16 protein-coding genes and 4 pseudogenes are annotated in these 23,887 nt (G+C 61.1%); 9 read left to right on the top strand and 11 right to left on the bottom strand.

Annotation, left to right across the window (positions count from 1 at the left end):
* Positions 1-276: 276 nt before the first annotated feature.
* Together OKW38_RS34860 and OKW38_RS34855 are read left to right on the top strand one after the other, a co-directional pair.
* Positions 277-489: pseudogene (locus OKW38_RS34860) on the top strand (helix-turn-helix domain-containing protein); the annotation flags it as partial.
* A gap of 863 nt (positions 490-1,352) precedes the next feature.
* Positions 1,353-2,765, top strand: coding sequence for a two-component system sensor histidine kinase NtrB (locus OKW38_RS34855; protein ID WP_429365166.1), 1,413 nt, complete (start codon positions 1,353-1,355; stop codon positions 2,763-2,765).
* 139 nt (positions 2,766-2,904) lie between these two features.
* On the opposite strand, the gene OKW38_RS34850 is transcribed toward OKW38_RS34855, so the two are convergent.
* Positions 2,905-3,291, bottom strand: a complete 387-nt coding sequence (locus tag OKW38_RS34850) for a DUF3331 domain-containing protein (protein WP_429365165.1) — start codon at positions 3,289-3,291, stop codon at positions 2,905-2,907.
* A gap of 581 nt (positions 3,292-3,872) precedes the next feature.
* On the opposite strand from OKW38_RS34850, the gene OKW38_RS34845 reads away from it, so the two are divergent.
* A complete protein-coding gene (locus OKW38_RS34845; protein WP_429365164.1) occupies positions 3,873-4,544 on the top strand; it encodes a response regulator transcription factor in 672 nt (223 codons plus the stop codon).
* A 60-nt stretch (positions 4,545-4,604) separates the two neighbouring features.
* Here OKW38_RS34845 and OKW38_RS34840 read toward each other — a convergent pair whose 3' ends face one another.
* Entirely contained in the window at positions 4,605-5,018 is a 414-nt protein-coding gene (locus tag OKW38_RS34840; RefSeq protein WP_429334215.1) for a hypothetical protein, read from the bottom strand.
* 475 nt (positions 5,019-5,493) lie between these two features.
* Between OKW38_RS34840 and OKW38_RS34835 the strand changes: the two genes are divergently transcribed.
* The 6 genes and pseudogenes from OKW38_RS34835 to OKW38_RS34810 all read left to right on the top strand — a co-directional run bounded on the left by OKW38_RS34835 (position 5,494) and on the right by OKW38_RS34810 (position 9,505).
* On the top strand, positions 5,494-6,009 hold the full coding sequence (locus OKW38_RS34835) for a hypothetical protein (RefSeq protein ID WP_429334216.1): 516 nt from the start codon (positions 5,494-5,496) through the stop codon (positions 6,007-6,009).
* A 175-nt stretch (positions 6,010-6,184) separates the two neighbouring features.
* Positions 6,185-6,589, top strand: coding sequence for a cytochrome ubiquinol oxidase subunit I (locus tag OKW38_RS34830; RefSeq protein ID WP_429365163.1), 405 nt, complete (start codon positions 6,185-6,187; stop codon positions 6,587-6,589).
* Between the two features lie 213 nt (positions 6,590-6,802).
* The gene (locus tag OKW38_RS34825) at positions 6,803-6,979 is read left to right on the top strand and encodes a hypothetical protein (RefSeq protein ID WP_429334218.1); all 177 of its coding nucleotides are present in this window, start codon (positions 6,803-6,805) and stop codon (positions 6,977-6,979) included.
* 32 nt (positions 6,980-7,011) lie between these two features.
* A pseudogene (locus OKW38_RS34820) lies at positions 7,012-7,755 on the top strand ((Fe-S)-binding protein).
* Positions 7,752-9,125 (top strand): annotated as a pseudogene (locus tag OKW38_RS34815) (lactate utilization protein B). The pseudogenes OKW38_RS34820 and OKW38_RS34815 overlap by 4 nt, the downstream one beginning before the upstream one ends.
* Positions 9,122-9,505, top strand: coding sequence for a hypothetical protein (locus OKW38_RS34810; protein WP_429365162.1), 384 nt, complete (start codon positions 9,122-9,124; stop codon positions 9,503-9,505). Before OKW38_RS34815 ends, OKW38_RS34810 begins: the two are co-directional and overlap by 4 nt.
* Positions 9,506-9,532: 27 nt before the next feature.
* Here OKW38_RS34810 and tssJ read toward each other — a convergent pair whose 3' ends face one another.
* From tssJ to OKW38_RS34765, 9 genes and pseudogenes are all read right to left on the bottom strand, one after another.
* Positions 9,533-10,048 carry a type VI secretion system lipoprotein TssJ gene (tssJ, locus tag OKW38_RS34805; RefSeq protein WP_429365161.1) on the bottom strand — a complete coding sequence of 172 codons (516 nt, stop codon included), beginning with the start codon at positions 10,046-10,048 and terminating at the stop codon, positions 9,533-9,535.
* A complete protein-coding gene (gene tssF, locus OKW38_RS34800) occupies positions 10,048-11,907 on the bottom strand; it encodes a type VI secretion system baseplate subunit TssF (RefSeq protein WP_429365160.1) in 1,860 nt (619 codons plus the stop codon). Before tssF ends, tssJ begins: the two co-directional genes overlap by 1 nt.
* A complete protein-coding gene (locus OKW38_RS34795; RefSeq protein ID WP_429365159.1) occupies positions 11,904-15,464 on the bottom strand; it encodes an ImcF-related family protein in 3,561 nt (1,186 codons plus the stop codon). Before OKW38_RS34795 ends, tssF begins: the two co-directional genes overlap by 4 nt.
* On the bottom strand, positions 15,430-16,620 hold the full coding sequence (locus tag OKW38_RS34790) for a hypothetical protein (RefSeq protein WP_429365158.1): 1,191 nt from the start codon (positions 16,618-16,620) through the stop codon (positions 15,430-15,432). The genes OKW38_RS34795 and OKW38_RS34790 overlap by 35 nt, the downstream gene beginning before the upstream one ends.
* Before the next feature lie 116 nt (positions 16,621-16,736).
* Positions 16,737-16,997: pseudogene (locus OKW38_RS34785) on the bottom strand (PAAR domain-containing protein).
* Between the two features lie 33 nt (positions 16,998-17,030).
* A complete protein-coding gene (locus OKW38_RS34780; RefSeq protein ID WP_429365157.1) occupies positions 17,031-17,498 on the bottom strand; it encodes a hypothetical protein in 468 nt (155 codons plus the stop codon).
* Between the two features lie 167 nt (positions 17,499-17,665).
* Positions 17,666-19,780 carry a peptidase M23 gene (locus tag OKW38_RS34775; protein WP_429365156.1) on the bottom strand — a complete coding sequence of 705 codons (2,115 nt, stop codon included), beginning with the start codon at positions 19,778-19,780 and terminating at the stop codon, positions 17,666-17,668.
* A 75-nt stretch (positions 19,781-19,855) separates the two neighbouring features.
* A complete protein-coding gene (locus tag OKW38_RS34770; protein ID WP_429365155.1) occupies positions 19,856-22,228 on the bottom strand; it encodes a DUF2345 domain-containing protein in 2,373 nt (790 codons plus the stop codon).
* A gap of 545 nt (positions 22,229-22,773) precedes the next feature.
* Positions 22,774-23,430: a hypothetical protein gene (locus tag OKW38_RS34765; RefSeq protein ID WP_429365154.1), complete on the bottom strand. Its 657-nt coding sequence runs from the start codon at positions 23,428-23,430 to the stop codon at positions 22,774-22,776.
* Positions 23,431-23,887 lie beyond the last annotated feature (457 nt).

Genomic DNA, 23,887 nt, shown 5'->3' with positions numbered 1-23,887 from the left:
CCTCAGCTTCCTGAAGGCGCTGTGATTATGCAAAGGCCGGAATTCATGCTAGCCGCTGCCCACCAGCTCTCCACCTGGCTTCCGACCAACTACTTTCCATAATCGACAACTTTGCATAATCGGCGTTTGCAGCCGTTTGTCCATGCGGCGAGTCAATCCGACTTTTGACCCGAATTGTGGTTGTCCGGCATGACGCTGTCCGACTGCGAGCTAGCCTTTTTCACTCGGCGGCCTCAATTGTGAAGTGCAACACCTTGGATCTGCTAAGGTGCGCACATGAATTCGCGAACATATCAGCAGTTGCAGCCTGAAGAACGTCTCACTATTGCCAGCATGAAACAGCAGGGGTTGAGCGTTCGGGTCATGGCCCGAACGCTCCGCCGCTCGGCTTCGAGCGTAAGCCGCGAGCTGGCACGCAATACCTGTGCTGTGCGTGGCTACGCTTCGGTTCACGCGCAGGCCATCAGTTCGAGCCGTCGGGCGGCGGCCTCCCGCGTCCAGCAGGTAGCTGACTGCGAAAGCGGTTTCGTGCGGCGTGTAAGAGAACGGCTCGCAGGCGGCCGTAGTCCTGAGCCCGGCGGCGTCGATGTTGTCCTTGACTGCGACGGGCACCCCATAAGCGGCATCTGCCCAAGCCATTCGCCGCCCAGCGCTTCACGGCGCGCAGTCGTGCCGATTCGGGCGAGCGCTTCACACATTTCGCATCGACAGGCATCGAACCGGCACTCGTAGGTGCACTTGTATTCAAGATTGGACGCACGAGCGCAAAATCTCCTGTCACAGTGAATGGGCTTCCGGACCGCTCCGAGCGCGGCGAACTCCCACCGCGCCAGACCGTCATCGACGTTTTGCGGGACATCAAAAATAGTCACCGCCAGGAAGCATGGATTTCCTGATTGTCCGGTTGCAATGAATCGGAAAGCGAGTGCGGTCCTCAGCCTGGTAGCTAACGACCTACCGCGGTGCACAAGTCGCCAACAGGTGCAGCCATCGCGACGGGCACCATATCGCGGTCTTTTGGCCACTGTGGATGACCAGACTACTGCCGACGGATTAATTATGCGCCTCGTTACAAGCTGCCATTACCGGCATATGCGATATTCTCCGCGCTGTCGGCGACCGTTGTCTTTGCGGCGCAAAGCGATCCGCGGAAACACGGAGCGAGCGACCGTGACCTGTCCGGTCACATGCCGCGCGATCTATTCTGTCGCGACAAAACAGATTCATTCGTGCGCCCTCCTGAACCGTCGATTGAGCGCTGAACCAACGCGGCTTTACGTCCGTCGGTGCTTCGCGCGTCCATCAGAGACCAGACGAAAATGAATGTCCTTCGTTTCCCTAACGGACGGGCGATGATCGCGATGTCGATACTGGCGTTGCTGATCTTCTTCGCCGATACCGTCACGGTTCTCGACATCGCCGTCGCCACGTTGTATGTGCTTGTTGTGCTGCTGTCGGCGAGATTCGGATCGACGCGCACGGTCATGCTGGTGGGCGCAGGCTGCATCGCGCTCGCGGTGATCAGCTGGGGGCTCACCCGCCCTGCCGGCCCCATCCTGGAGGGCATCGTAAATGAGGTGATCAGCAATCTCACGATTGCACTGGTGACCGTTCTCACTATCCGCAGCCTTCGCACAGAACAGCGGCACCGATATCAGGCCAGCCTGCTCGAACTGACGCGCGATGCTTTCTTTACGTCGGACATGAGCGGGAAGGTCCTCTACTGGAACCGTGGCGCCGAAGCACTGTACGGCTTCGACCGGGCAGCGGCCATAGGCAAGGTCGTGCACACATTGCTCAACACGCAATTCGTCGTACCGCTCGAGCAGATCGTTGACCGGCTTCATCAACACGATAGCTGGGAAGGCCAGTTCGCCAGGCGTCGCGCCGACGGCGCCCCGCGCATTGTGACTTGCCGTCTCACCTTGCAGCGGGATGCGGCCGGGCGCGCTTCCATGGTCCTCGAGACCAACAATGACATCACCGAGCGCGTACGGCTCGAGGACGCGCTGGAGCAGGCGCGATCCGACCTGGTTCGTATGAATCGGGTGCTCGTCCTGGGCGAGTTGACGGCGTCGATCGCGCACAAGATGAAGCAGCCGATCGCGGCGATGATGACGAGCGCGACGGCGGCGCTGAACTGGCTCGATCACGACCCGCCGGCGATGCGAAAGGCTGCTCAGGCGATCGCCCGCATCGTCGATGATGGCAACCACGCAGTCGAGGTTATCGCTCGTGTGCGTTCGCTTGTCAAAAAGGCGCCGACGCGTGCTGAGCGTTGGGACGTGAACGAGGCGGTGGACGAAGTGATTGCACTAACCCGCTCCGACGTCGCACGCAACGGCATTCAGTTACGGCGCGAACTCAAGCAAAGCTCGCTCTCGATCAGCGGCGACCGCGTTCAGGTGCAGCAGGTGCTGATCAACATGATCGTGAATGCCATCGAGGCAATGCATGGCGTCGTCGACAACCACCGCGTACTGACGGTTACGACCGGAGTCGACGGGCACGGCTATGCCTTCATGCAGGTTCGCGATACGGGAGTCGGAATAAACGAAGCAGACCTCCCACACCTGTTCGAGTCGTTTTATACGACGAAAGCGGAGGGAATGGCCATGGGCCTTGCAATCTGCAGGTCGATTGCGGAGGCCCACGGCGGACGCATCGACGCTGAGCAAAACCAGCCTCGCGGAGCGGTATTCCGGTTGACCCTGCCAGTCGAACGACATGAATCTTCTGGGGCTGCTCCCGCGCATATGGCTTGACCCCCACGCGGTCAAGGGTTTCCCCCAAACACTTCTACTGCCGAATCCATCGTACGCAGGCCGCGGACACGCTATCCACGCCGCGCGGCCAAAATTGCAGCAGGCATCGTTCGCTGCGGCAAAAAACGATGTGCGCGGTTCAGAGAGTCGCTGCGTCGTGCACCACGCAGGCCAGGATCATCGCTTCCGCATTGATGGGCGTTGGGCGTGAGGTCGGCTTGTAGACGGCGTCGCCGGGATTGATCGCTTGCCCGCTCATCGCGCAGAAGCCCGGCATGCGGGCGCGCGCCATGCGCCAGGCCTGGTCGCCGAAACAGCCGCGCGTCGCATCGCGCCAGGCAATCGTGGCCGTCGACGACGTCGGACGGTCGATCAGCGTCACTGCGGCGGTAAAGCATCCATCGGCACAGTGCGCCTTCTGACGGCGCTGCTCGGCCCCTTCCACAGCGGCCAACAGGCGCGAAGGTCTCCCCAGCAGACAGATGGTCTGCGCCCACGGATCCATCACGTTTTCGTTTGCCAGCATGTGGAAACTCCTTGCGAAAGCGATCGGGTTAGCATTGCTTCTGGACTTTGGGACGCGGCGAAGGGCAGCGCGCCGTTCTCCTCCCGCGACGGGCATGCTGGCGACTTATCCACCATTCACAGTCCGCGTCTCGTCAGTCGGTAACAGCGGCTGGCCGCGGCCTTCGTGATGCCAAGCATGCATCGGCCGGGCGCGAACGTTGTTCTGCATCGTCTGCTGCGCGCCATTGCGCGCGCCAGGTCGGGCCGTGCGGGCCGTGCGGGCCGTGCGGGCCGCGCCTGGCCGCGGGCATAGAGATATGGTCTGAAGCACTCTTGCGATGCGAACGACATATTTCTCTCCATATGTTGCAAGCCAGTCCGGTTTTTATGCTCAACCGCTCGTGCGACTCTTCCAGACGTCGATTCCAGCATACGGATCCCCGCAAGCGGCCGCAAAGCTGCGTTTGGATATTGACCTCATACCTGGGGCTATGCCGTGTCATACTTCTTGGCGTCTCATTGCCTGGATCGGCCGCGACGCGTCCCGATCGGGCAAGCGAAGTGTCTGAACCTTCGGGCGCGCTCTTCAAGGAATTTGTTATGGCTACCGATAGGCATGCGCCGCCGTCCACGAGCGGAATCCCCGGCTCCACAGTTTTCGTTGTGGACGACGAAGAGTCCATGCGTCTGGCGTTGCGTGACTTGCTGGAATCAGTGGGGTATCGCGTCGAGCCGTTCGGTTCCGTCCGCGAATTCCTGGATTTTCGCAAACCCGGCGGTCCTAGCTGTCTCATCCTTGATGTCAGGCTGAAAGGCGAGAGCGGGCTGGCCTTCCAGCAGGCGATGGCGCGCGAGGCATTACATATGCCGGTGCTTTTTATGACCGGTCACGGGGACATGGAAATGTCGGTGCGTGCAATGAAAGCCGGCGCGTTCCATTTTTTCCCGAAGCCTTTCCGCGACCAGGACATGCTCGACGCGATCTCCGAGGCAATATCGAAAGACGCGCAGCGCCTCGAAAAGGAACTCCGCCTGAATGTTCTACGCGAGGCCTATAAGTCGCTCACGCCGCGCGAGCGCGAGATCCTGGCGCTAGTCGTCAGCGGAATGCTGAACAAGCAGATTGCCGTCCAGCTCAACGTAAGCGAAATCACCGTCAAGATCCATCGCGGTCAGTTGATGAAGAAGATGGGCGCGCACTCACTCGCGGACCTCGTGTTCAAGGCCGCCGCACTCGACATCGGCCCCCAGCAGGGACATCCGCGCCCCTGAGCGCTATCTGGAGACCGTGACAGAAGAGTTCGACACAGCTCCGGCCTTGCGCGTCACCATTCAGATCCGGATATTGGCGAGCTCGCGCTTCAAGGCTATCGCGTTCACCGGTTTGTCGAGGAGCGCGACAGCCGGGCTCGCCTTCCCCCCGCAAATGCAACCGTCGCTGGGGAACGCGCTCACAAAGATTGTCGGCGGCGCCGCGCCCAGCACGACAAGACGATCGAGCAACTCCAGGCCCGACATCCCGGAATAGCCAATCGACTGCACAAGGGTTTCGCTTGCGAGGCGCGACGATTCATCGTCGTCGATGATCCAGACCGTCCCAAAGACGGGAGTCGGCAGCTGCTGTCTGGATGGACTTCGTGAGGGCAAGCATCGACCTGTCCAATATACCGGCGTATGTTCCGCTATCCCTTCCGGAATGCATAGCCAGAAGCTCGGCACGACATTGCGGCTTGTGGTGCGCGCCATCGCTCGAAACGCTGCCCATGTCCGTTCGAGGTTGTAGCCGCCCTATGCCGGGCGGGCCGCGTCGTCCTCAATCCCGAAACGCCACCGTTGCTGACCAACAAGCAGTCATGTCGTGGACATGCCATCGGGCCGTATGACGCCACCCCACGTCTGTAGCGACTGGGAAAGAACCCTGCACCTGCGGCATCTCTCATTGGGCCCGCCGGTAGCGCGAGCGATACCGGCGTATAGCTGCGGCAAACAACGGTTGGCAGAAGTCGAAACATTCGGAGAATGGATTCGATACCAATCTTCGTCCTATCTTGGCAACCATAGGCGGTGCGGCTCGAAGAGTGACTACTTCGAAGTTATGACAGGTCCGCCGTCCCGTCTGTCGGAAGCAATGCCTCGCAAGCTGTTCACGCGTCGACAGCAATTCGCAAATTGCTGTCGAACGCGCTTTCTCGTCTCAGCATGCCCGCGCGAAGGTTGAACCATGCTCAGCAAACGTACAGGTCATCGCTTTTTTCCGCAGGCGGAACCGCACGCGAGCGGCTGCAGTCAGCCGACCGGGCGCGCGGTCATCATTGCAGCGCTCGTCGTCTGCTGGTGGGCACTGATCGAGACAGCTCTGGACTTCGCAATGACAGACGGCGACACCGCGCTCGCCACGACGATAGGCACACGGTTGATCGTGACCGTGTCCGGGCTCGCGGTCGTACTCGAAGCACGAATCGCACGTCCCTTTTTCTGCTTTCTCCGCGCGATGAGCATACTGGCGGTCGCACCGACGATTGCCCTCCAGTTCAACGACTCGCTGCTCCAACCGGCCGTGTCTTTCATCGGCTGCGCAACAAAAGCGCTCTTTCTCATCTGCGCCTTTGTGTCCGCAGAGAGAAGCCATGGCCGCCGCCACCGCACCGGTAATCACGCGTGCCCACTATCCGTGCTGTCACCGCGCATCCCAAGCGTAGACAACACTTTTCGCCCGACTTCATGCCAAGGTGACTGACATGGCCAACTCCTTACACCACTGGATCTACATCGGCTCAAACGCATATGACGAATATACGTTTGTCCCTTGGCTTAACCGCAACGTTTACCGGAGAACGGTCGACCTGTGTCGAGTCTGCATCCAGTAACCGCTTATCTGTTTCTCTCCGCCTGTCTGATCTCACTAGCTGCACATGGTTCGAAGATCGTCGTGCAGCATGTCAGGTCACCTGTCTTTGCCACGTTGCGACGGAAACTGCTGTTCATCTGTTCAAGCAGTCCTCCACCCACCATGGATCGGTACCGCCGCGGCGCTAGGTCGCAGGCTGCAGAAGCAGCGATGGCTTCTTTGGCCGGTAGCCTGGAGCTTCCCGCTTGGCTTCATTGCGATCCTGGCAGGCTGGTTTACTGCTGAGGTTGGCCGGCAGCCAAGGGCCGTATGGGGCGTTTTGCGTACCGCGAACGCATTGACGCCCGGCCTTCTCCGCGCACTTCGCAGCTGCGACGCTGGCGCTTTATGTTGCGGTCTACGGGTTTATCTTCTGCTTCGGCATTTACCACGTCCTTCGGATCGTGACGAGCGGTGTGACGACAGGTGAGGTGATTGGCTTCTGGAATGGAAACGCGATTTTTCAGATTATCAGTTCTGCGAAGCCGTTTCCCAAGCAGCGACAGTCGCCTACCGCAACGCTTGGCGACCGTGCCGATTCGCATTGGTAACTAGGGGAACAATCATGCTTGAATGGCTCCGGTTACTAGCATTCATCTTCGCGCTTGTCGCCTAGGTCTTACTTGACGGCTTCGATCTCGGGGTGCCCTACATCATTCCTTTTCAAGTCACATTGTCTGATGCCGCTGCGCCGCCGGCGAGCCAGACGTTCATGTTCTGGGGCGCAGGGCTTTTCGTGCTGCCGCTCATCGTGCTCTACACGTGTATCGCGTATTCGGTGTTCCGGGGCAAGGTCTCCCAAGACCAGGCCTATCACTGAGCCGCCCCACTCAATTCATTCAAGGACTGACAATGAAAGTCGCACTCTTCATTCCCTGTTTCATTGACGCGTTCTTTCCTGATGTGGGAATTGCGACACTGCAGTTGCTGGAACGCCTCGGCTGCGACGTCGACTATCCACTGGATCAGACGTGCTGCGGGCAGCCGATGGGCAACAGCGGCTGCGAGAAGGAAGCCGTCGCCACCGAAAACCTCTTCGTGCGCAACTTCACCGGCTACGACTACATCGTCGCGCCCAGCGGCAGTTGCGTGCACCACGTGCGTGACCATTTGAGCGCGGCAGACCAGACGCCCGATACGCTGGCAGTGCGGTCCAACACCTACGAACTGGTGGAGTTCCTGCACGACGTGCTGCAGGTACGAGAGTTCCCGTGGGCCGAATTTCCGCACAAGGTCGGCCTGCACAACAGTTGCGGCACGCTGCGTTCGCTGCGCACCGCGAAGATGTCAGAGATCGATGAGCCGTTTTTCTCGAAGCCATTGACCCTGCTCAGGGGTGTCAGGGGCATCGAGTTCATCCAGCCTGACCGTCTCGACGAGTGCTGCGGGTTCGGCGGCACGTTCTGCGTGTCGGAGGAGCCGGTGTCGGCGCGCATGGGCGCCGACACGGTCCGCGATCACAAGCGCAATGGCGCCGAGTGAATCGTGTCGGCCGATTCGTCGTGCCTCATGCACCAGAAAGGTTGCTCGGACCGTCTCGAGCTGGGCCTGAAGTTCATCCATATCGCGCAGATTCTCAATGGAGCACAAGCATGAAACGTGTTGACCATGTCGGCTTTTCGGAGAAGTTCATCGCTGACGAAAAGCACATCTAGTTCCACGACAAACGCCTGTGGGAGCTGCGCACCGGACGCGACGCAGAGGTGTATGGCATCGCCGAGTGGGAGGAGTTGCGCTCGCTCGCCTCGGGGATCAAGGAGCATACGCTCACGCACCTCGCGGACTATCTGGAGCAGTTCGAGCGTAATGCGACGGCCAACGGCGTGACTGTGCACTGGGCCAAAGATGCCGAAGAGCACAACCGCATCGTCTACGAGATCCTGAGTCAGCGTCACGCGAGGCTGCTCGTCAAGAGCAAGTCGATGCTGACCGAAGAGTGCGAGATGCGCCCGTACCTTGAGGAGCGCGGCATCACCGTCGTGGAAACGGATCTGGGTGAACAAATCCAGCAGTTCGATGACGAGCTTCCCTCGCATATCGTGGTCCCCGCCGTGCACAAGCTCGCCACGGACGTAGCGAAGATCTTCTCGGAGAAGATTGGCACCGACCCGAACGAGAGCAACATCCCTAAGCTTGCCGAAGCGCAGAGAAAAGCCACGCGTCCGCTTATCCTCAACGCCGACGCGGGCATGACCGGCTGCAACTTCGCGGTTGCGGAAACGGGCGGCATTACCGTCTGTATCAACGAGGGCACCGCGGACCTGAGCGCGAACGTGCCGCCGCTGCATATAGCGTCGATCGGCATCGAGAAGCTGATTCCGAAGCTCGAACATCTCGGCGTCTTTATCCGCATGCTCTCGCGCAACGCCATCGGCTCGCCGATCACCCAGTACACGTCGCACTTTCGCGGTCCACGCAAGGATAGCGAAATGCATTTCGTGCTGGTCGACAACGGCCGTTCAGAACGGCTCGGCATGGACGACTTCTGGTATTCGCTCAAGTGCATCCGCTGCGGAGCGTGCATGAATACATGCCCTGTCTACCGGCGCAGCAGCGGCCTGAGCTATGGCGGTGTCTATTCGGGTCCGATCGGCGCGATCATCAACCCGACTTTCAACCTGAAGAAGTACAGCCGGTTGCCCTTTGCCTCGACGATGAACGGCAGCTGCACGAGCGTGTGCCCCGTCAGGATCAACATACACGAGCAGATCTACAAGTGGCGGCAGATCGTCGCCGAGCAGCACGAGCTTCCGTTCGTCAAGCAGGAGGCCATGAAGGTGGCCGGCCAGGTGCTGTCGCACCCGGCGCTGTACCGGGCGGCCGTCAAGACAGCCGGGACGGCCGTTTCCGTGTTGCCGCGCGCCGTGCTCTACAACCCGCTTAATGCGTGGGGCAGCCACCGTGAGGTGCCTGAAGCGCCCAAAGAAACATTTCGCGATTGGTATCTCAAGAGGAGCAGTAAATGAGCAGCCGCAATATGATTTTGTCCCGTTTGCGCGAGGTCTCACCCGTGCCGCGCCGCTTGCCGGAGGTGCCGATGTTCGATAGCGCATTGCCACCGGAGGTGAAGAGCTTCCGCAAATCGCTCGACCGGCTTGGCGGCGTCTGGTGCCTACTGCCGGAGGACACCAGCCTCGAGCAATTTGTCCGCTCGCGTTTCCGCGATGCCACGGTGTTCTGTTCAGCGACGCCCGAGTTCACGGGCACGCGTGACATCGCGTTGGTTGACGATCCCCGTGCGCTCAATGACGTGGATGTCGGGATCGTGCGCCCGGCGTTTGCTGTCGCCGAGACAGGGTCCATCTGGCTGAGCGAAGCGCAATACAACGTCAATGCACTCGGCTAACGGCCACCATCCGGCTGTACAGAAGCCTCATCGATGCTCCGCGTCAATTTGCAGTGTGCGGTCCACTGCCAGCAGCCTCACTGGATCGGTCTTCTTCCACTGTGATTTCGGCACGAGCACGGACCATTCGGTGTTGGCCGTATCGAGGAAGAACGCCGCCACGCCCACGTAGTTCACTGCGTCGCCGATCGGCTCCGAGATCTTCAATGTCTGCCCCGGTCCCAGCGTCACGTCCCGGCTCCAGAGCGTCGCAGCCTTCAGCGCCTCGTTGCCCGCGAGCAGTTGCGCGTAGGTCGCTGTGACGAAAGGCTTGTCGTCCTTCAACTGGTAGATGCGCAGCACAACCGGAAGCGACGCGCCACGCACATCCTCGTTCAGTGCGCCGCGTGCCGTCACCACGAGGTTCATCTGTTTGACTTTCGTCTCGAACACCGCGCGTGTGACATCCACGGTGCCGTCCTTCACCGACTGCCAGGTCCCGCACCCGCTGACCGCAAGCGCGAAGACCACACCGGTCACGCATCGTCTGATCCGGGTTTTCATCAGAAAGGCGCTCCTTCGAAATCGGTGCGCGGGTAGACCGTCTCCTGGCCGTCGATGCTCAGTACCAGTTGCATGGAAACATGAAGGCTCGCGTAGCGCCCCAGAAAGTGATTGAGCACTTCGCCGAATAGCGCAGCATCGCCCGGCCCGTCGAACGCGGTCGGATCGAGTTCGACATATGCGCACGCAATACGTTGTACGTATGCCCGCTCCACCTTCTGCTTCTCGGAGAAACGTACCTCCCTGATCGCGTCGATACGACGCGAGACCCCGTCGTCTGGCGTCCAGTCGTAGAGTTCCAGCGTCTCACGCAGCGCCGGTGCGCCCTCCATATGGATCCGGTTCAGTTCGTTCGCGCCACCCGCCGTAAAGTGCCCCAATACGCGCCAGTCGTAGCCCGGGTAATAGCGCGGCGGATAGAGCGGCATGGACGGTGCCGTGAGGTTGCGCACCGATGCAATCCCGGTGAAGTCCGATACGGTTTCAGTGATCGTCGCCTCGGCCAGCGCCATGCGCGGGAGACGCCCGTTATTGGCGAGCGCGCGTACCGTCAGGTAGCGGTCCGGATCGGGACGGTCCTCGTCGTTCTCTGCGTGCCGGTACGTTCCGGCCCATAGCTGCCCCGCCAGCGTGACCCAGAGTTCCCGCCCAAGCGGACCGAAACGCGTCGACGTATGGAAGTAGCGCTCAGGCTTTTCGTGACGCAACGCCCAGCCACGATGCCGGAAACTCGTAAACGCCCGGTAGTCGTGCCGTGCGCTGTCCTCCGGGTTGGCGGCGATCACCGCGAGTACATCGTACGGCTCGACATGAGAGGCGATGCCAGGCTGTACGCGGATGCAGTGCTCCCTGTCGTGCCAGCCGACAGGTTCCAACGGCAACGCATCGACCTCGAACAGATTGATGACAGGCGTGCAGAACAGGCGGAAATTCTCGCGGCTGACGGGATAGTCGCCAGGCATCCGGGCATCGAGTTCAATCTCGAAGGTCATCTGCGCTTCACCCGCCGGCAGCGCCGCAGCATCGAACCCGCACAGGTCGACGAAGTGAAACTTTTGCGGGAACACAAAATACTCCAGCATCGTCTGCTCGCGGTCCAGTTGCCCGTCGCGCTTCGCGTCGGTGACTGGCCATAGCCGCGTCGACGGGCCGAAGCCTGCCGCCTCGAAATGCACCCCGTCCAGCGGCTGCAAGGCGCCGTCCCGTACTGACGGCAGACGCAGCCCGATTGACGCGACCTGCCGCGTCAGCGCCGCGTATAGCGTAGCCGCAGCGGGCCGGTCGCCATGCAGGTACAGGCGGATACGCGACAGGTCCATGCGCTCGCGCTGCTCCCCGAGCCAGAGACCAAACGTCAGGAGGATCACCGTACGCCCGTCGGCATGTACGGCGACGACGGCATCCTCTACCGAGAGCGGTAACAGCTCGACGGGCTGCGTCGTCCGGTACACGCACTGAACCTTATCGGGACCGACGGGCGTTGAGCGTACGACGGCTCCGGCGGGGATCGGCACCGCAGTTGCGCCCGTTCGGTTCAGCGGCGTGCATTCGATGATCGACAGCGACGGAATAGCGCGCGCCGCGTGCTCATAGAGGTTATCGAGCAGCGCGTCGGTCACCTCGGGCATCCCGTCGTCGAGCTTCATGCGTAGCCGCGCCGAGAGAAATGCAAAGGCTTCGTTCACCGCGCGCACAGCCCCCTCAGGTTCGCCGTAGAGCATCCCCATGCGACGCGCGGCGTCAGGCTGCGCCTGCGCCAACTCGCGGCCTGCCTCGCGCAGGTAGCGCATCTCTTCGTCGTAGTACCTGAGGAACGGATTCTCGTGCTCAGTCGGGTTTTTCTTCCAGGGTGCGGTCATGGTTGCAATTCCGGTGGCAGGGGAGGAAGCATCGGTGCGGCACCAGCCTTGCCGACAACAAAAATCCTTTCGGGCATCTGGAAGCCGCGCAGCTTCAGCAGTTCGAGCGGACCGGCTCCGACCTGGGTGCGCAGCACGTAGCGCAACGGGTCGCCATTTGCGTCGTTCCACGTGAGCTGGTAGCGGGTACTGTCGAGCTGCTTCACATCGGCTTTTGCGAGCAGGCGCAGGAATGCCCAGTCGCCCGTCGAATCGAACGCCTGCCTCAGGCCCGCGTTGAGTGTCTGCCACGTCAGACCCGCATGCCCGTTCAGCCCGTCGCCGGGCCAGGCCAGCGGCGTCCAGCTTTCCTGCTGGTTAAAGTAGACGATCTGCTTGCCGTCGACCGACAGTTCCGAGCGCGTCACGTTCGGCGTCGGCAAGGCCATCATCTCGAAGCGCTCGTTGGCATCGCCCTTTATGTAGAGTTGCGCGCCGACCGTCGAGAGCTGGCGCAGGCCTGCAAGGAACTTCGGATCGAACTGGAGTGCCTGTGGTGCCAGTTCGTTCGGTGTCCAGTGATCGCCTTCGAGCTTGAGTACGCCCGCGAGTTGCGTCGAGATGAAACGGGCGACCAGGCCAGTGTCGGGACGGACGAAGCGCCCGAGTTCGGCGAAAGACGCATCAGCCTGCGTGTCGAAAAACGGATAGCGTCCGTTCATCGTGGCATTGAACGGTGCGGCGACGCTCGCGCGCCACGCCTCGTTCAGGCTGGCCGCCGCCGGTTGCAGGATCGTCTGCCACGCGGCTTCGAGCGGCTGCGCAAACGCCGCGTTGCCAAAGCCTGCCCATGCGGAGCCGAGACTTGCGGCTGTCAGCGCCGCGTCATCGCGCGCCTGCGACAGCTCCGAGAGCTTGCCCTGGAAGACCGCCTGCGCGAGCGAGCGCGCCATCGCCTGTGCGTCGGGACTGCCTGCGATCTGCTGCAGCTTCAGTCGCATCGTGGTGACCGCCGTCAGATAGCGCGACAGGCTGACGCCGCTGAGCGCAACATTCGCCGACGCGCCCGCCTTGCTGTTTGCGCCGTTCGTCGCCGCAACACCGGTCTCACCCATCAGCGCGAGCAGCGGACCGAATGATTTGTCCAGCGGACTGACGGTCGGTCTCTGCACGTCGTCGTCGTTGCCGATCAGACTTTGCGCCTTACGCACCAGCGTGTCGGTCAGCGCCTGCGACGGCCGTCCCGCCTGCGCCTGATACTGCACTGACTTCATCAGCGCGATCAGCGGCGAGGTCTGCGCGTCGGCGAGACGGGTGAGCTGGTCGATCGCGCCGTTCAGATTGGATGCCGGCTGCCACTGGAGGCTGTTGAGCATGGTCTGCCAGGCCGCTGTGTATTCCGCGAAATAGCGCGCGGTGAGGCGCTGCTTCAGTTGCTCCGCCGCGCGCTTTTCGTCGATCGCGGCATCGGTGTGGACCGCACCCTGTGCGAGCGTATTGCCGATGGTCTGCGATGGCTGCGCGCCGGTCAGCACCCAGTCGCCGCTGACGCGTCGCTCGCGTGCCGCCCTGTCGATCGCGTCCGCAATCATGCCGTCCCATGCGGCCCGCGTGTAGATGCCTACCGTCTGGGACGTATTGAAAAGGCCCTGTGCGTCCGCACCGTTGAGCAACGTCTGGAGTGATGCGTCCGCGTACTTGCCTCTGACCTCGTCGAGGATGCTCCGGTACATCGTGTCGTCGGCCGATGCGAGGCCCATCTGCGTCACCAGCACGTTGCGCGTCGCGCTCACGAGGCTCGGGTCGGGTGCGATGCGCCATTCGGGGTGGGCCTTCAGGTGATCGGCGTAAAACGCAGCGAGTCGGCGGCCCGTGTCGTCGCGCTCGCCCTCGGCCATGTCCACCGGGCGTCGCCACAACGCGACAAGCGAGCGGCGCAGAAATGCGGCGTCGGCGCGGGCAGGGTCCCCAAGCATCAGGTAGGTTTTGAGCGCGTTGTAGGTGCTGCCGCGCGTGTCCTGCGATTGCAGTGCGTCGGCGCGGGCCTCGCCTGCGGCCTTTAGCAGGTCCGTGATCGTTCGCACCACGGGCTCCTGCAGGTTATGCGTCGCGGCGATCCGGTACGACTGCCAGAGCGCCGCAAGGATGTCGTCGTTGCGCGAAAGACCCGCGCGCAGGTACCACGGCGCGCCGTGCTGCTGGCGGTATTCGAGCCGTTCCATCAGTTGCTGGAGCGCGAGCTGGGCGCGCCAGGAGTCAGCGGTTTGCGGCTTCGTCTCAACAGCGGTTTGCGCTGTCTGATTTGCTTCGCGTGCTAGCTGCTGGTTGCCGACGAAGGAGACCGTCATCCACACGCACCAGACAATCGCCGCGGCTATGACGAGCATCGCGAGCGCGTTACGCCAGTAGAAGCCGACGCGCCGCCCCCGGTAGTTAGACGATCCGCCCGCGATCTCGCGCCATACCGGCAGCAACGCGGCGGGCTGTGCGCGCATGTCCGTTACTGCTGGCGGCGCGTCGACAGGCTCGCCAGGCGTCCCGTCGCCGTTGGTAACCGGTACAGGTACGACGGTCGCCCCCGGAAAAACCGGCGCGAACATGACGCCCGCGAGCGACGCGCGCAGCCAGTGCGACGCAGCCAGCCCCCGCAGGCCATCGACGATGCGCTCACCATGGTCGCCGACATACTTCGAGATTTCCATCAGCCAGGTCACCCGGAGGTTATTCCGGGTGCAAAGGTGTACGCCCGCGTCCGCAGACCGCTGCTCGACCTCGTGCAGCAGATCCGGCAACCTGGCGGCGGCTTCCTGTGCCTGCCTGCGCGAATCGTTCGGCATGAGGGTGCCGACCGCGTCGAAGCGTTCGGACGGGCTACCCTTCGCCTCAACCGGGTGCAGGAACGAAACGGGCGCGGCCCAGCCGAGCGCGGTAGCGATGCCCGAGAGTTTGCGGGGCAGTTCGGTATCCCTGTCGTCCGCGCGCGCGACGTGCACGACGCCATCGACCGGGTAGCGGCGGCGCAGCCGACGGACCTGGCCCAGCCACTTCGCCGCCTCGATGCCGTCCGGCGACGCATGCACGAGAATGGTTTCGGCCACGTGCATGACGCCCGCCTGCCTGAGACCGGGCGCGACCTGATCGACGCGTTCATCCGTACCGTTCACCAGCAGCCAGCGCAGGCGGTGCCGCCAGAACCAGCCGTGCGAGACGCGCAGTTCCTCGTACACGCGCTGCAGCCGCGCATCGCGCCTGAACGGCTTGGCTGCCTTCGTGTGATCGCCGGTTTCCCGGTGAAAGAGGCGTCCCGCAAAGGCGTAAGCGCCGGTTGCGAACAGGACGAGGTGAGCGACGACGACGACCGCGAAAGTTACGAGAATGGCGATAATCGCTTTGAGCCGCGACTCGGCTGTGGTTACTCCAACTATGTCGCCGCGCAGCGATACGATGCCGATCGCAAGCAGGGCGACGACCAGGGCTGCGACGGGTAGCCCCCAGATCGCCAGACGGCCCGATGGCGCGGATACCTCCGTCGTGGTTGTGGGCTCAAGCGAGCGCAGGGTAAGCCTGGGGTCTGTCATCAGTATTCCGGTTGATATCTGTTGTTGCAGGAGTTACGTACAGGAGCGCGGACTGTACGCCGTCGATGATGAGTTGCGGGCCGTCTGCCGCGCCCGATTCGATGGCCGCTGCAATGGAGAGCCAGCCGTTGCCGTCGCCAAGGTCGCCGACGATACGGTCGGGCCGCCGCTGCGCTCCGTCTTTCGCAATGGCATCCATGTGGGCCTCGCGCAGCGCCTTGTCGCATCCGTCTACAGGACGGGTTATCCACGCGCGTACGATTGCGGCAAAGTCAGCCTTGCCCCATACCGCAGCATTCGCGAAACCGTATTCGACTTCGTCTGCGAGCCCGGCGACGGGCCGGTGCAGTAGCGCGGCGACCTTGACCGTTTCCGGTCGCCGGAAGTATCCCGCCGTCAGGAGCACGGCGATGCATCCCTCTGCGCTGCCCTCGGGCGGACCAGCCTCATGCCATGCGGTCGTCACGACTAGCAGCGGGCGCGTCTCCTTCGCGTCGAGCCACGCATCAGCGACGATCAACCCGTCCGAAGCTGGTACCGACTGGACCGCGAGTGGCGGCAGGCCCGCGATGTGTAGCGCCTCGATCACCCGCGCGACGTCGGCCTGCTCCCTGCCCGGCGCGGCCAGCACGCGGACCTGCGGCCACCAGACCCGCTCATAGCTTGTCAGGGCGAGCAGACCCGGCTTCAGTGGCTCAAGCGCTTGGGCAATCTTGAGCGTCAGCAGCGAAACCTGCTTCGTCGTCTGTTCCGTCTCAATGCTTTCTTCACCTAACTCAGGACTGACCGTAGCGGGCTCGTCAAGCATCCAGTTCGCGTCCTCGAAGCGGGCGTGAAAGACGCGTTCCGAACCGGTACGCGGTATCTGCGCAGCGGGCAGGCGTTTCCCGGCGGCAATCGCATCCGCAAGCGTCTGTTCGCCAAGCGGTAAACAGCACCCGACGCCGAGCACCTGAAGCGGCTTCTGCGCCGTGCGTAGTCGCGCCGTCAGCCACCGGCTACGATGATGGTTGCGCCAGTGCGCCCGGTACCAGAGACCCTCGTAGCCGGCGCGCTCGATAGCCAACAGGATCAGGAACGTACCGTTAGGACCACCGACGAAGCAGAACCAGAACCATGCTCCGCTCGCGGGTTGTCCCTTCGGCCAGAGCAGCATGGCAATGGCACCGCCGAATACGTTGCAAGCGAGCCAGATGCAGAACCACCACGGCCAGAACCGGGGGCGGCGCGGGTAGGCGCTAGGGCGTCCCGCTAAAGAAAGGTCGACCGGCATTACTCGATATTGACGTTCTGAAGCGACGAGATCAGCCGGCAACCGCACGCGCAGCGATAATGATGGAAGGCGACCTCCTTGCCATCGCGGTCGGGAAACCGCGCGTAACCTTCGTCTATGACGGTCGGGCCGTGCTGGTTGCAGATAGCCGTGTCACCCTTTCGGGCGAGCGGGCGGCCCATGAAGTTGGTCCAGGGCGAGCCGCCCGCGACTTAGCCGCCGTGTTCGAGTTTGTCGCCTTTACGGATGGGCGATTTCATATTCACGTTACCAATTTTGCGAGTGGATGATTTCTACTTGAGAGGCGACAAACGAGTGGCGCATACCTTGGGGATATTTTGATCCCAAAATGTACTAAAAAGGCGGTGCCCTTTTTTGTCAACCTTCAGATTGACAAACTCATCCCCACACAGCGGCGCTGGACTTCGCTCCACAAATTTCTTCGTCGATGGAGAAAACGTAAAAACCCTGTAAACTGAATACGTTCCCATCCCATCGTCTACATGCCACACCGCAAATCCAAGGTGACCACTAAAATCATAGTCATTAACATCTACATATATAGGCTTTTTGGTATCAACATCTACCCGTTCTCGATTATTTTTGCCGCCATAATTTACTTGCCAGGTCAAGGCATCCCCTTCGGTTGTAATTACTGCCTTGGCCCCATTGGCAGGCGAAAAAATATGCGCATCTTCAGCCGCGCTTACCGAGAGCGAAATAAGCGACAAAGTTAAAATAAAAAATCCAATCATCTTCATTAACTACTCCGGCCTAAGCATGGATGCTACGATTGCATTTTTCGGGTGAGGAGGGGCAATTGAAATTGCTTCGGACACGTCTGTCCCATCGCCCAATATTCTTAGCATATACGCCGAATATGCTTGTCTTTCGTAATATCCGTTACCTCCTCCGTTGACTAGGCGATTTATAAAGCCGACATCCGATGCCGAATAATCCTTATCAGCGATCCTGCTAATGCTTGATCCTTGGGAGAAGGCTTTCGAAACCCAATAAAATCCGCCAGATCGCAGGCGTACTCAGGATTCTCCGCAATAATATCTGGATCATAACGGGGGAACCAAAGCATCAATTGCCCACCATCACTCGGATTTGATGAATAGTGACGCGACGTTGTCGTAATGCGATGAGCTACACCCGCCAATCTCTCAATATAAGAGCCGCTATTATTGCTAGGGATAGACCGATAATTTCCGTATGCCTCAAAATTGCCGGCCCATGTAAGCTGCATAATCCCATGACCATAAAATGGACCGTAGAATTCGGTTGCGGGATTGGCCGCTGAATATTGGCCAAACCCCCATTCGTGCATAAGGCGCCTTGTGCCACCAAGATTACGCCACTGAGCAGTCTCCAAAAGGACTTGAGCTAAAAACATAGCGATACGCTTCGGGTTACTCCCAAGATACTTTCTAAAACAGCTATTTAGTGAAACTACGTGATTCTGGATACGCTGGCGCGCAATTGCCGCCGTCACCCTAAAAGTATCGTTATCCGTAGTGATGGCTCTCCGAGGACTACCACTTTGCGTATAGAACGGATAGCGAGGAAACGTAGCGGCCACCTCGTCTCGGGTCAGCCACCCACACTTCCTGAAATGCCGGACAAACGCTAGTGGATGGAAGAACCAGAGCTTTTGCCCGGCGGGCAAGCCGGTCGTATCCCAGAACTGGATTTCCTTGAGGTAATTGAGGAACTTGTTGTAGCCCTGCTCGTTGCCGTGATAGAAACCGCCCTTGTCGAGCAGCTTCGCGTAGCGCGTCTGATTGTTCGTGCTATCCCATTCACTGGGGGCGTTGCAAATGAATCCGCGCAGCGCCTGGCGAACACCATCGTGACCCTTGACGTAGCCTGAAAGCGCGTCCGCCTTCTGCACTTCTGTCGTTTCCGCCGAGACCGTTGGCTGTTCGCTGGCCGCAGCATCCTTGACCAGTTTCTTGAGCGCGTCGATATCGCACAAGCCGTCGCTGCTGAAGGGCATATTACCGTCACTGAGCTTTTGCCAGCCCATGAGCGACGGGAAATCCGCGTCGGACAGCTTCTTGATCGCCGCGTTGTTGATATTGATATAGCCTTGCTTTCCCGCAGCGTAGGTCACTTGCACCCACGTCGCACAGGCCGCCCCGGAGAGGGTCGCGGGCGTCGAGAGGATGCGCCCAAAGCGCAGCATCTCGTAGCCGTCGCTCGGACAGGTGCCGTAGAGCGCGGTCGCGCGGCGATAAAGATCGTATTCGTAATCGGCCTCGCACACCGGCTGCTCCGTCAGCAGCGTGCGCGAACCGTCCGCCTCAACGCTCCAGACGTTGGTGTATTTCGCTCCCTTGCTGAAGTACGTCTCGACGACGAGCGGCGGCGTATTCGTCCCCGTCTGCCGCGTCTCGAACTTGATACCGTGCAACGTGTTGTGTGCGTCAGTTCCCGGAGGGAGCGCGTAGAACTGCTGCCCCGCAGGGATCGTATACCAGGTATGGCCCCAGCAGTCCGAACTCGTCGGCGCGTCCGGCGCGGCGTTACCGAGTTGCGTATGACCGAAATACGCATCGAAATCGCACGGCGTCATGAAGATCTCGAAGTGCGTGTAGGTTACGCCGTCGTAACGCCCGAGAAATCCGATGACGTCCTTGCGCCGTACCGTATTGTTGCCGCCACGCATCGCTGGTTCCACCGCACCCTGGGCAACCTGGCCAGTAGGCTTGCGCAGGAACTCGGGCAGCCGTCTCCCGTCGTGCCCGAATGACTGATACTCGGCGAGCGGCAGGAGGTGCATGTAAAGCGAGTAGAACGTCAGCTTGCGTCCGTCGCCCGTTTCGGTCGAATGCCTGAGCAGGACGAAGCCTGCGTTCCCATTGCCCGAGTCCATCGCGTGCTGGCAGACCCGGTATGCGACGACCTCGCCGTCGGCGATGGCATAGACAGGACCATGCACGTCGGGCGCGAGATGGGCGCCACAGTGCCAGCGCCGGTCGAACGCGATCGGATAGATGCCGTGTGCGAGTTCGAACTTGTCGACCGCGTCCATCATGGGGTCGGGCCTCGATCCGTCGGTAGAAGTGAGGCCGGATTCAGGCAGAAACGGAGGGCTGATAATCATGGCGTGTTAGTTGGTATGGGAGTACCGCTCATTGAGCGTTAGGTCGCTTTTCGGCAGGACAGGTAGGACGGCTGGGACGTTGTCGGGTCCGACAAACGTGAACGAGCCGGCCTTGATGGTGTATGCGCCGGGGCAGTGGAACGTGATGTTGCCGCCCTCCATGACAACCGAGGCCCCGCCGCAGTTGAGCGTGATCTTCGACCTCGCCGACACCTGGACGTCCGCGCTCTCGCTGGCGACACGCAACTGCTTCTGCGCGAACAGATCCATGCCGTCAGTGAGCGCCGCCGCCGTAAACTTCCCCTTCGCCGCCGTGAGGCTGAGACCAAGCTTGTGCGCGCACAAGGAAATCAGATCACCCGCCACCATGCGCAGTCGCTTCACGATGCTGACGTCCATGTCCTGCCCTGCGGTAACGATCACGTTCTGCCCCGCCGAGTGCTGGGCCGATTTCGGCGTGACGAACGCCATGCCGCCTGGGGCGCTGGCGAGTAGCCCCGCGTCGCGAAGCTGGTTCAGCCCGTCGAGGAGCGCCGCCTGCGTGGCCCGGTCGGCAGGGTCGGCCCCAGCCTGCGCCGTCGCCGCCGCAAGGTCCGTTACACGCTGCAATGCCGCCTTGAGTTGCGCGACGGCTGCGGGCATCTCAAGGTGCGGCGTATCGGCTGCGGCCGCCGCATCCGCCGAGAGGAACAGTCCCTTCGCCGCGCGCATCGTGCCCCAACCCTGGGTCGTCATTTCGGACCCTTCACCCCGCAGGAGCTTTTTGCTGTTGAGCAGATAACCGAGATTGACGACCGACTGGCTGTACACCGTCGCGATCCGCGCGCTTTCCTTGCCCTGCAGATCGTTAAAAATGACCTCGGCCCCCAGCAGCGGCGAGCGCCAGATGGCATAGCTAAACAGCGACTGGTCTCCACGCACCACGTCCGGGTGGGCGTAGTCGTGCATGGCCCCCGCTATGTAGATGCGGTCCACGTCGCGATTTTCGGCGTCGAGCAGGACCTCGGTCCCCGGCAGCAGGGGCGAGTGGAAGCCGCCCTGGTAGGACGATGACGGACGCAGCAGGCGCAGCTTCAGCAGCTTGTTGTCGGTGTTGCCCGAGTCCTGCAGGAACTTCGGCAGCACGCTATAACGCCCGTGGTCGTCCATGTCGCCGTAGGGGGCGGAGTCGCTCGTCGTGACCACGCCCACGGCGGGACCAGGCAGAAAACGCCAGTCCCGCTCAAAGTCAAACCTCGGCCGGTAGGTCAGGTTCGCCGGCATCGCCTTGAAGCGCGTATAGGCCGGCTTGGTGCGGCTGCCCTTCATCTTGAACGAAGTGATCACGAAGCCGTATTCGGCGCTCGGCATCTTCGCATTGGTGAGCTTCATTACCACGCCCGCCGCGATGCCCTTGGCGTCGGTCCTGCCCGCCAGCGTCGCCTGACGCGCGATCTGCTCATCGCGCCGCGTCTGCGCGAATGCTTCGCCCTGCGCTGGCGTCAGATGGCCTTCGACGCTGCGACTGATCTGCCCGAACGACGAGCGGTCATCCGTTTCGATGGAGACATTCGCCGTGGCGCGAAGGGGATCGTCCGGCGTGCAGTAGTTGCGCTCCCACAGTTCGATGGTGGCCGGCACCAGCGCGCGCTGCTCATGCACGGCCTGGGCCGCTTCGTGCCAGCTCGCGTGCAGGCCCGAGGCATCCAGCAGCGGCACGTCGACCGAGCGGATATAGGCGCGCGGATTGTTGGCGAACACGATGGTGTCGAGCTTGCCATCCTTGCCGCGTCCCTGCTTGTAAAACCAGAAAACGCCGAGGCGGCGGCAATGGCGGGCGATGAAATTCCAGAGCGACTCCTCCAGCATCACCACCTGCTCCATCTTCTCCTGCAGCCCTTCGATCTGGAATTCGACATCGAAGGCATCGAAATTCTTGCGGTCGACCAGCGCCTGGGTGATCAGCTCCTGCAAAGTCACATCTTTAAATGTGTCGCTTTTGATGATGCGTTTGCAGAGGGCCACAAAGCGCGGCTCGATGAGCAGCCGGTACGCGGACTCGTCGCGGCTCGTGCGGATGCGCTTCCAGCTCGTCACCACGCCGTTGAAGGTGGCGGCGTCGTGACTGACGGGCTGCACGTAGCTCACCGAGGGCACCGCCGCCTGCTCGTCGATCTGCAGGCCCGCGCGACGGCCCACATACTGCTTTCCGTCGATCTCCAGCCGTGGCGACGTAACCGTGACGTCGACGCGGTAGTCCTTGCAGAAGCCGCCGCTGGCCTTGAAATCGAGCACGTCGAGGTCATGGGGCTGGGAGCCGATCCAGATCCTGAGGTGCTGGGTCAGGCGCGCGCTCGGGTGGCTGAGCGCGGCGGTAAAATTCTTCGTGACAGCATTCATCCACACATCCCTGTATGGTTAAAGAAACGAGGCACAACTGTTGCATCAGCAACCTTCAACCGAAAAAATCTAGGGCGGTACTCGCTGCCCGTCAATCACTCCACTCACCCTGTGCGAAATTGCCAACGATTTTGTGAATGATCGTTAAATCGGAATCCTTTGCTTTTTCGAGATGGAAATGCGTGATAAACGGGTGCAGCAACACCTAATGGCGAACGACGCATGCGAGTCGATCGCGCGCGGGAAACGGTCAGCGCTGCTGCTCGTGATAGCGCAGTGTGGTAGAGAGAAGCGTGGCGTCGCCGCGAGCGCGCGCCTCCAGAAGATCGGCGATGCGCTCAATCATGGCCAGCATCTCCTCGCGCGTTTCGTTCGGGTCGGGTCGGGTCGGGTCGGGTCGGGTCGGGTCGGGTCGGGTCGGGTCGGGTCGGGTCGGGTCGGGAGGCACATGATTTATCTGATGGACGCGCGTGACAACATATGCAGACACAATATGCAAAACGAATAAACGTCTGCTTCTCGCCGTGCAATCGAAAAAGGCGGCATCAAGCCGCCTTAATTGGATTGCGGTCCGGAATACCCTTGGCGTCGAGCGCCAGAACCGTGAACAGTTCATGATCGCAATTGTTCATGCGCCTGTAGTCCTCGCCGATATGGATCATGACCTCAAGCAGATTCCGCCGGTCGTGTCTTTCCTCAGGCGTTAAAGGATTCCTGAACAATGAAGTCGCAAGCGTAATCAGATGTTGAAGTTGCTGTCCCTGCCGTTCACAAAGATGGAAGGCAGCCAGCGCGAGACGTTCATACTGAAGCGCATCTACGGGGGGCGGGAAGAAGGCTGTTGCCTGGTAGCTTTGGTCATACGCGGACCGGGTTATGGGCTCGTTGGATCGAACGACACGTTTGGGTTCGCGTCGGCTTATGGGTTCAATAGCCACGGCGGCACTGCGACGGCATTCGGAAACAGTTATTCGATTGGCGACAAGTTCGTCAAGGCGCTGCTCTCGTCCAGCGACGGTCACGGGCTGCGATGCGACCTTCGCGGCCAGGGAGCCAGTGGTGGCGGCATATGCGTAGACGACGGCGGCAAACTGTACGACGTCATCCTCGTGCGGAGATAGGCACCAACTTACCATTCGCGCGGCATGGCGTCCTTGCTGAACGCGATTGACGCCAGCGAGCAAGATGTCGTTGCTACTCAATCGTGTCAAGTTGGATATTGAGATTCAATATCTCAGCATCGAGATCGACAGGGTGTTCGAGACGGCGACACAAACCGAGATTTGGGCCACTGTACGGGCCGTACAGTACGGACACCGTTAGGCCAGGAGTGGACGCCCGTATGCAGTGCTACAAAGCTGCCGTTCGAGCTTTCTCGGGTGACTGTTTGCGGGTGAGTCCTGGCACTTTTGCATAATCTCATCTGGCGCGGCTTTGCGGGGAATCGTGCGTAAGCTCAGAGCCCATTGCTCGATCCTCCATTACTGAAATTTTACGCACACTCCGTAACCGATACGGTTTTCAGTTTCCAGCTGAGCGCCAGAATCTAACGGATGTGCCACAAAGGCTGCCGCAACCAGTCTTTGACTCCCGCCGCCATATTTTAGTCAAAATCCCTCAACTGTTTTTTTAGTCATTGGATTCGCTCCCCCTTGCAAC

It is taken from the genome of Paraburkholderia sp. MM5496-R1 (assembly GCF_050436205.1).
GTDB lineage: Bacteria > Pseudomonadota > Gammaproteobacteria > Burkholderiales > Burkholderiaceae > Paraburkholderia > Paraburkholderia tuberum.
The sequence above is the reverse complement of the archived record's forward strand: the minus strand, read 5'-3'. Positions and strand labels throughout refer to the sequence as shown.

Coding starts and splice junctions, on each gene's coding strand:
- OKW38_RS34840 (WP_429334215.1), bottom strand. CDS start 5,018: ATGGCGCGCACCACAAGCCGCAATGTCGTGCCGAGCTTCTGGCTATGC.
- OKW38_RS34810 (WP_429365162.1), top strand. CDS start 9,122: ATGAGCAGCCGCAATATGATTTTGTCCCGTTTGCGCGAGGTCTCACCC.
- OKW38_RS34770 (WP_429365155.1), bottom strand. CDS start 22,228: ATGAATGCTGTCACGAAGAATTTTACCGCCGCGCTCAGCCACCCGAGC.
- OKW38_RS34855 (WP_429365166.1), top strand. CDS start 1,353: ATGATCGCGATGTCGATACTGGCGTTGCTGATCTTCTTCGCCGATACC.
- OKW38_RS34780 (WP_429365157.1), bottom strand. CDS start 17,498: ATGAAGATGATTGGATTTTTTATTTTAACTTTGTCGCTTATTTCGCTC.
- OKW38_RS34830 (WP_429365163.1), top strand. CDS start 6,185: ATGGTTCGAAGATCGTCGTGCAGCATGTCAGGTCACCTGTCTTTGCCA.
- tssJ (WP_429365161.1), bottom strand. CDS start 10,048: ATGAAAACCCGGATCAGACGATGCGTGACCGGTGTGGTCTTCGCGCTT.
- OKW38_RS34795 (WP_429365159.1), bottom strand. CDS start 15,464: ATGACAGACCCCAGGCTTACCCTGCGCTCGCTTGAGCCCACAACCACG.
- OKW38_RS34790 (WP_429365158.1), bottom strand. CDS start 16,620: ATGCTGCTCTGGCCGAAGGGACAACCCGCGAGCGGAGCATGGTTCTGG.
- tssF (WP_429365160.1), bottom strand. CDS start 11,907: ATGACCGCACCCTGGAAGAAAAACCCGACTGAGCACGAGAATCCGTTC.
- OKW38_RS34845 (WP_429365164.1), top strand. CDS start 3,873: ATGGCTACCGATAGGCATGCGCCGCCGTCCACGAGCGGAATCCCCGGC.
- OKW38_RS34775 (WP_429365156.1), bottom strand. CDS start 19,780: ATGATGGACGCGGTCGACAAGTTCGAACTCGCACACGGCATCTATCCG.
- OKW38_RS34850 (WP_429365165.1), bottom strand. CDS start 3,291: ATGCTGGCAAACGAAAACGTGATGGATCCGTGGGCGCAGACCATCTGT.
- OKW38_RS34835 (WP_429334216.1), top strand. CDS start 5,494: ATGCTCAGCAAACGTACAGGTCATCGCTTTTTTCCGCAGGCGGAACCG.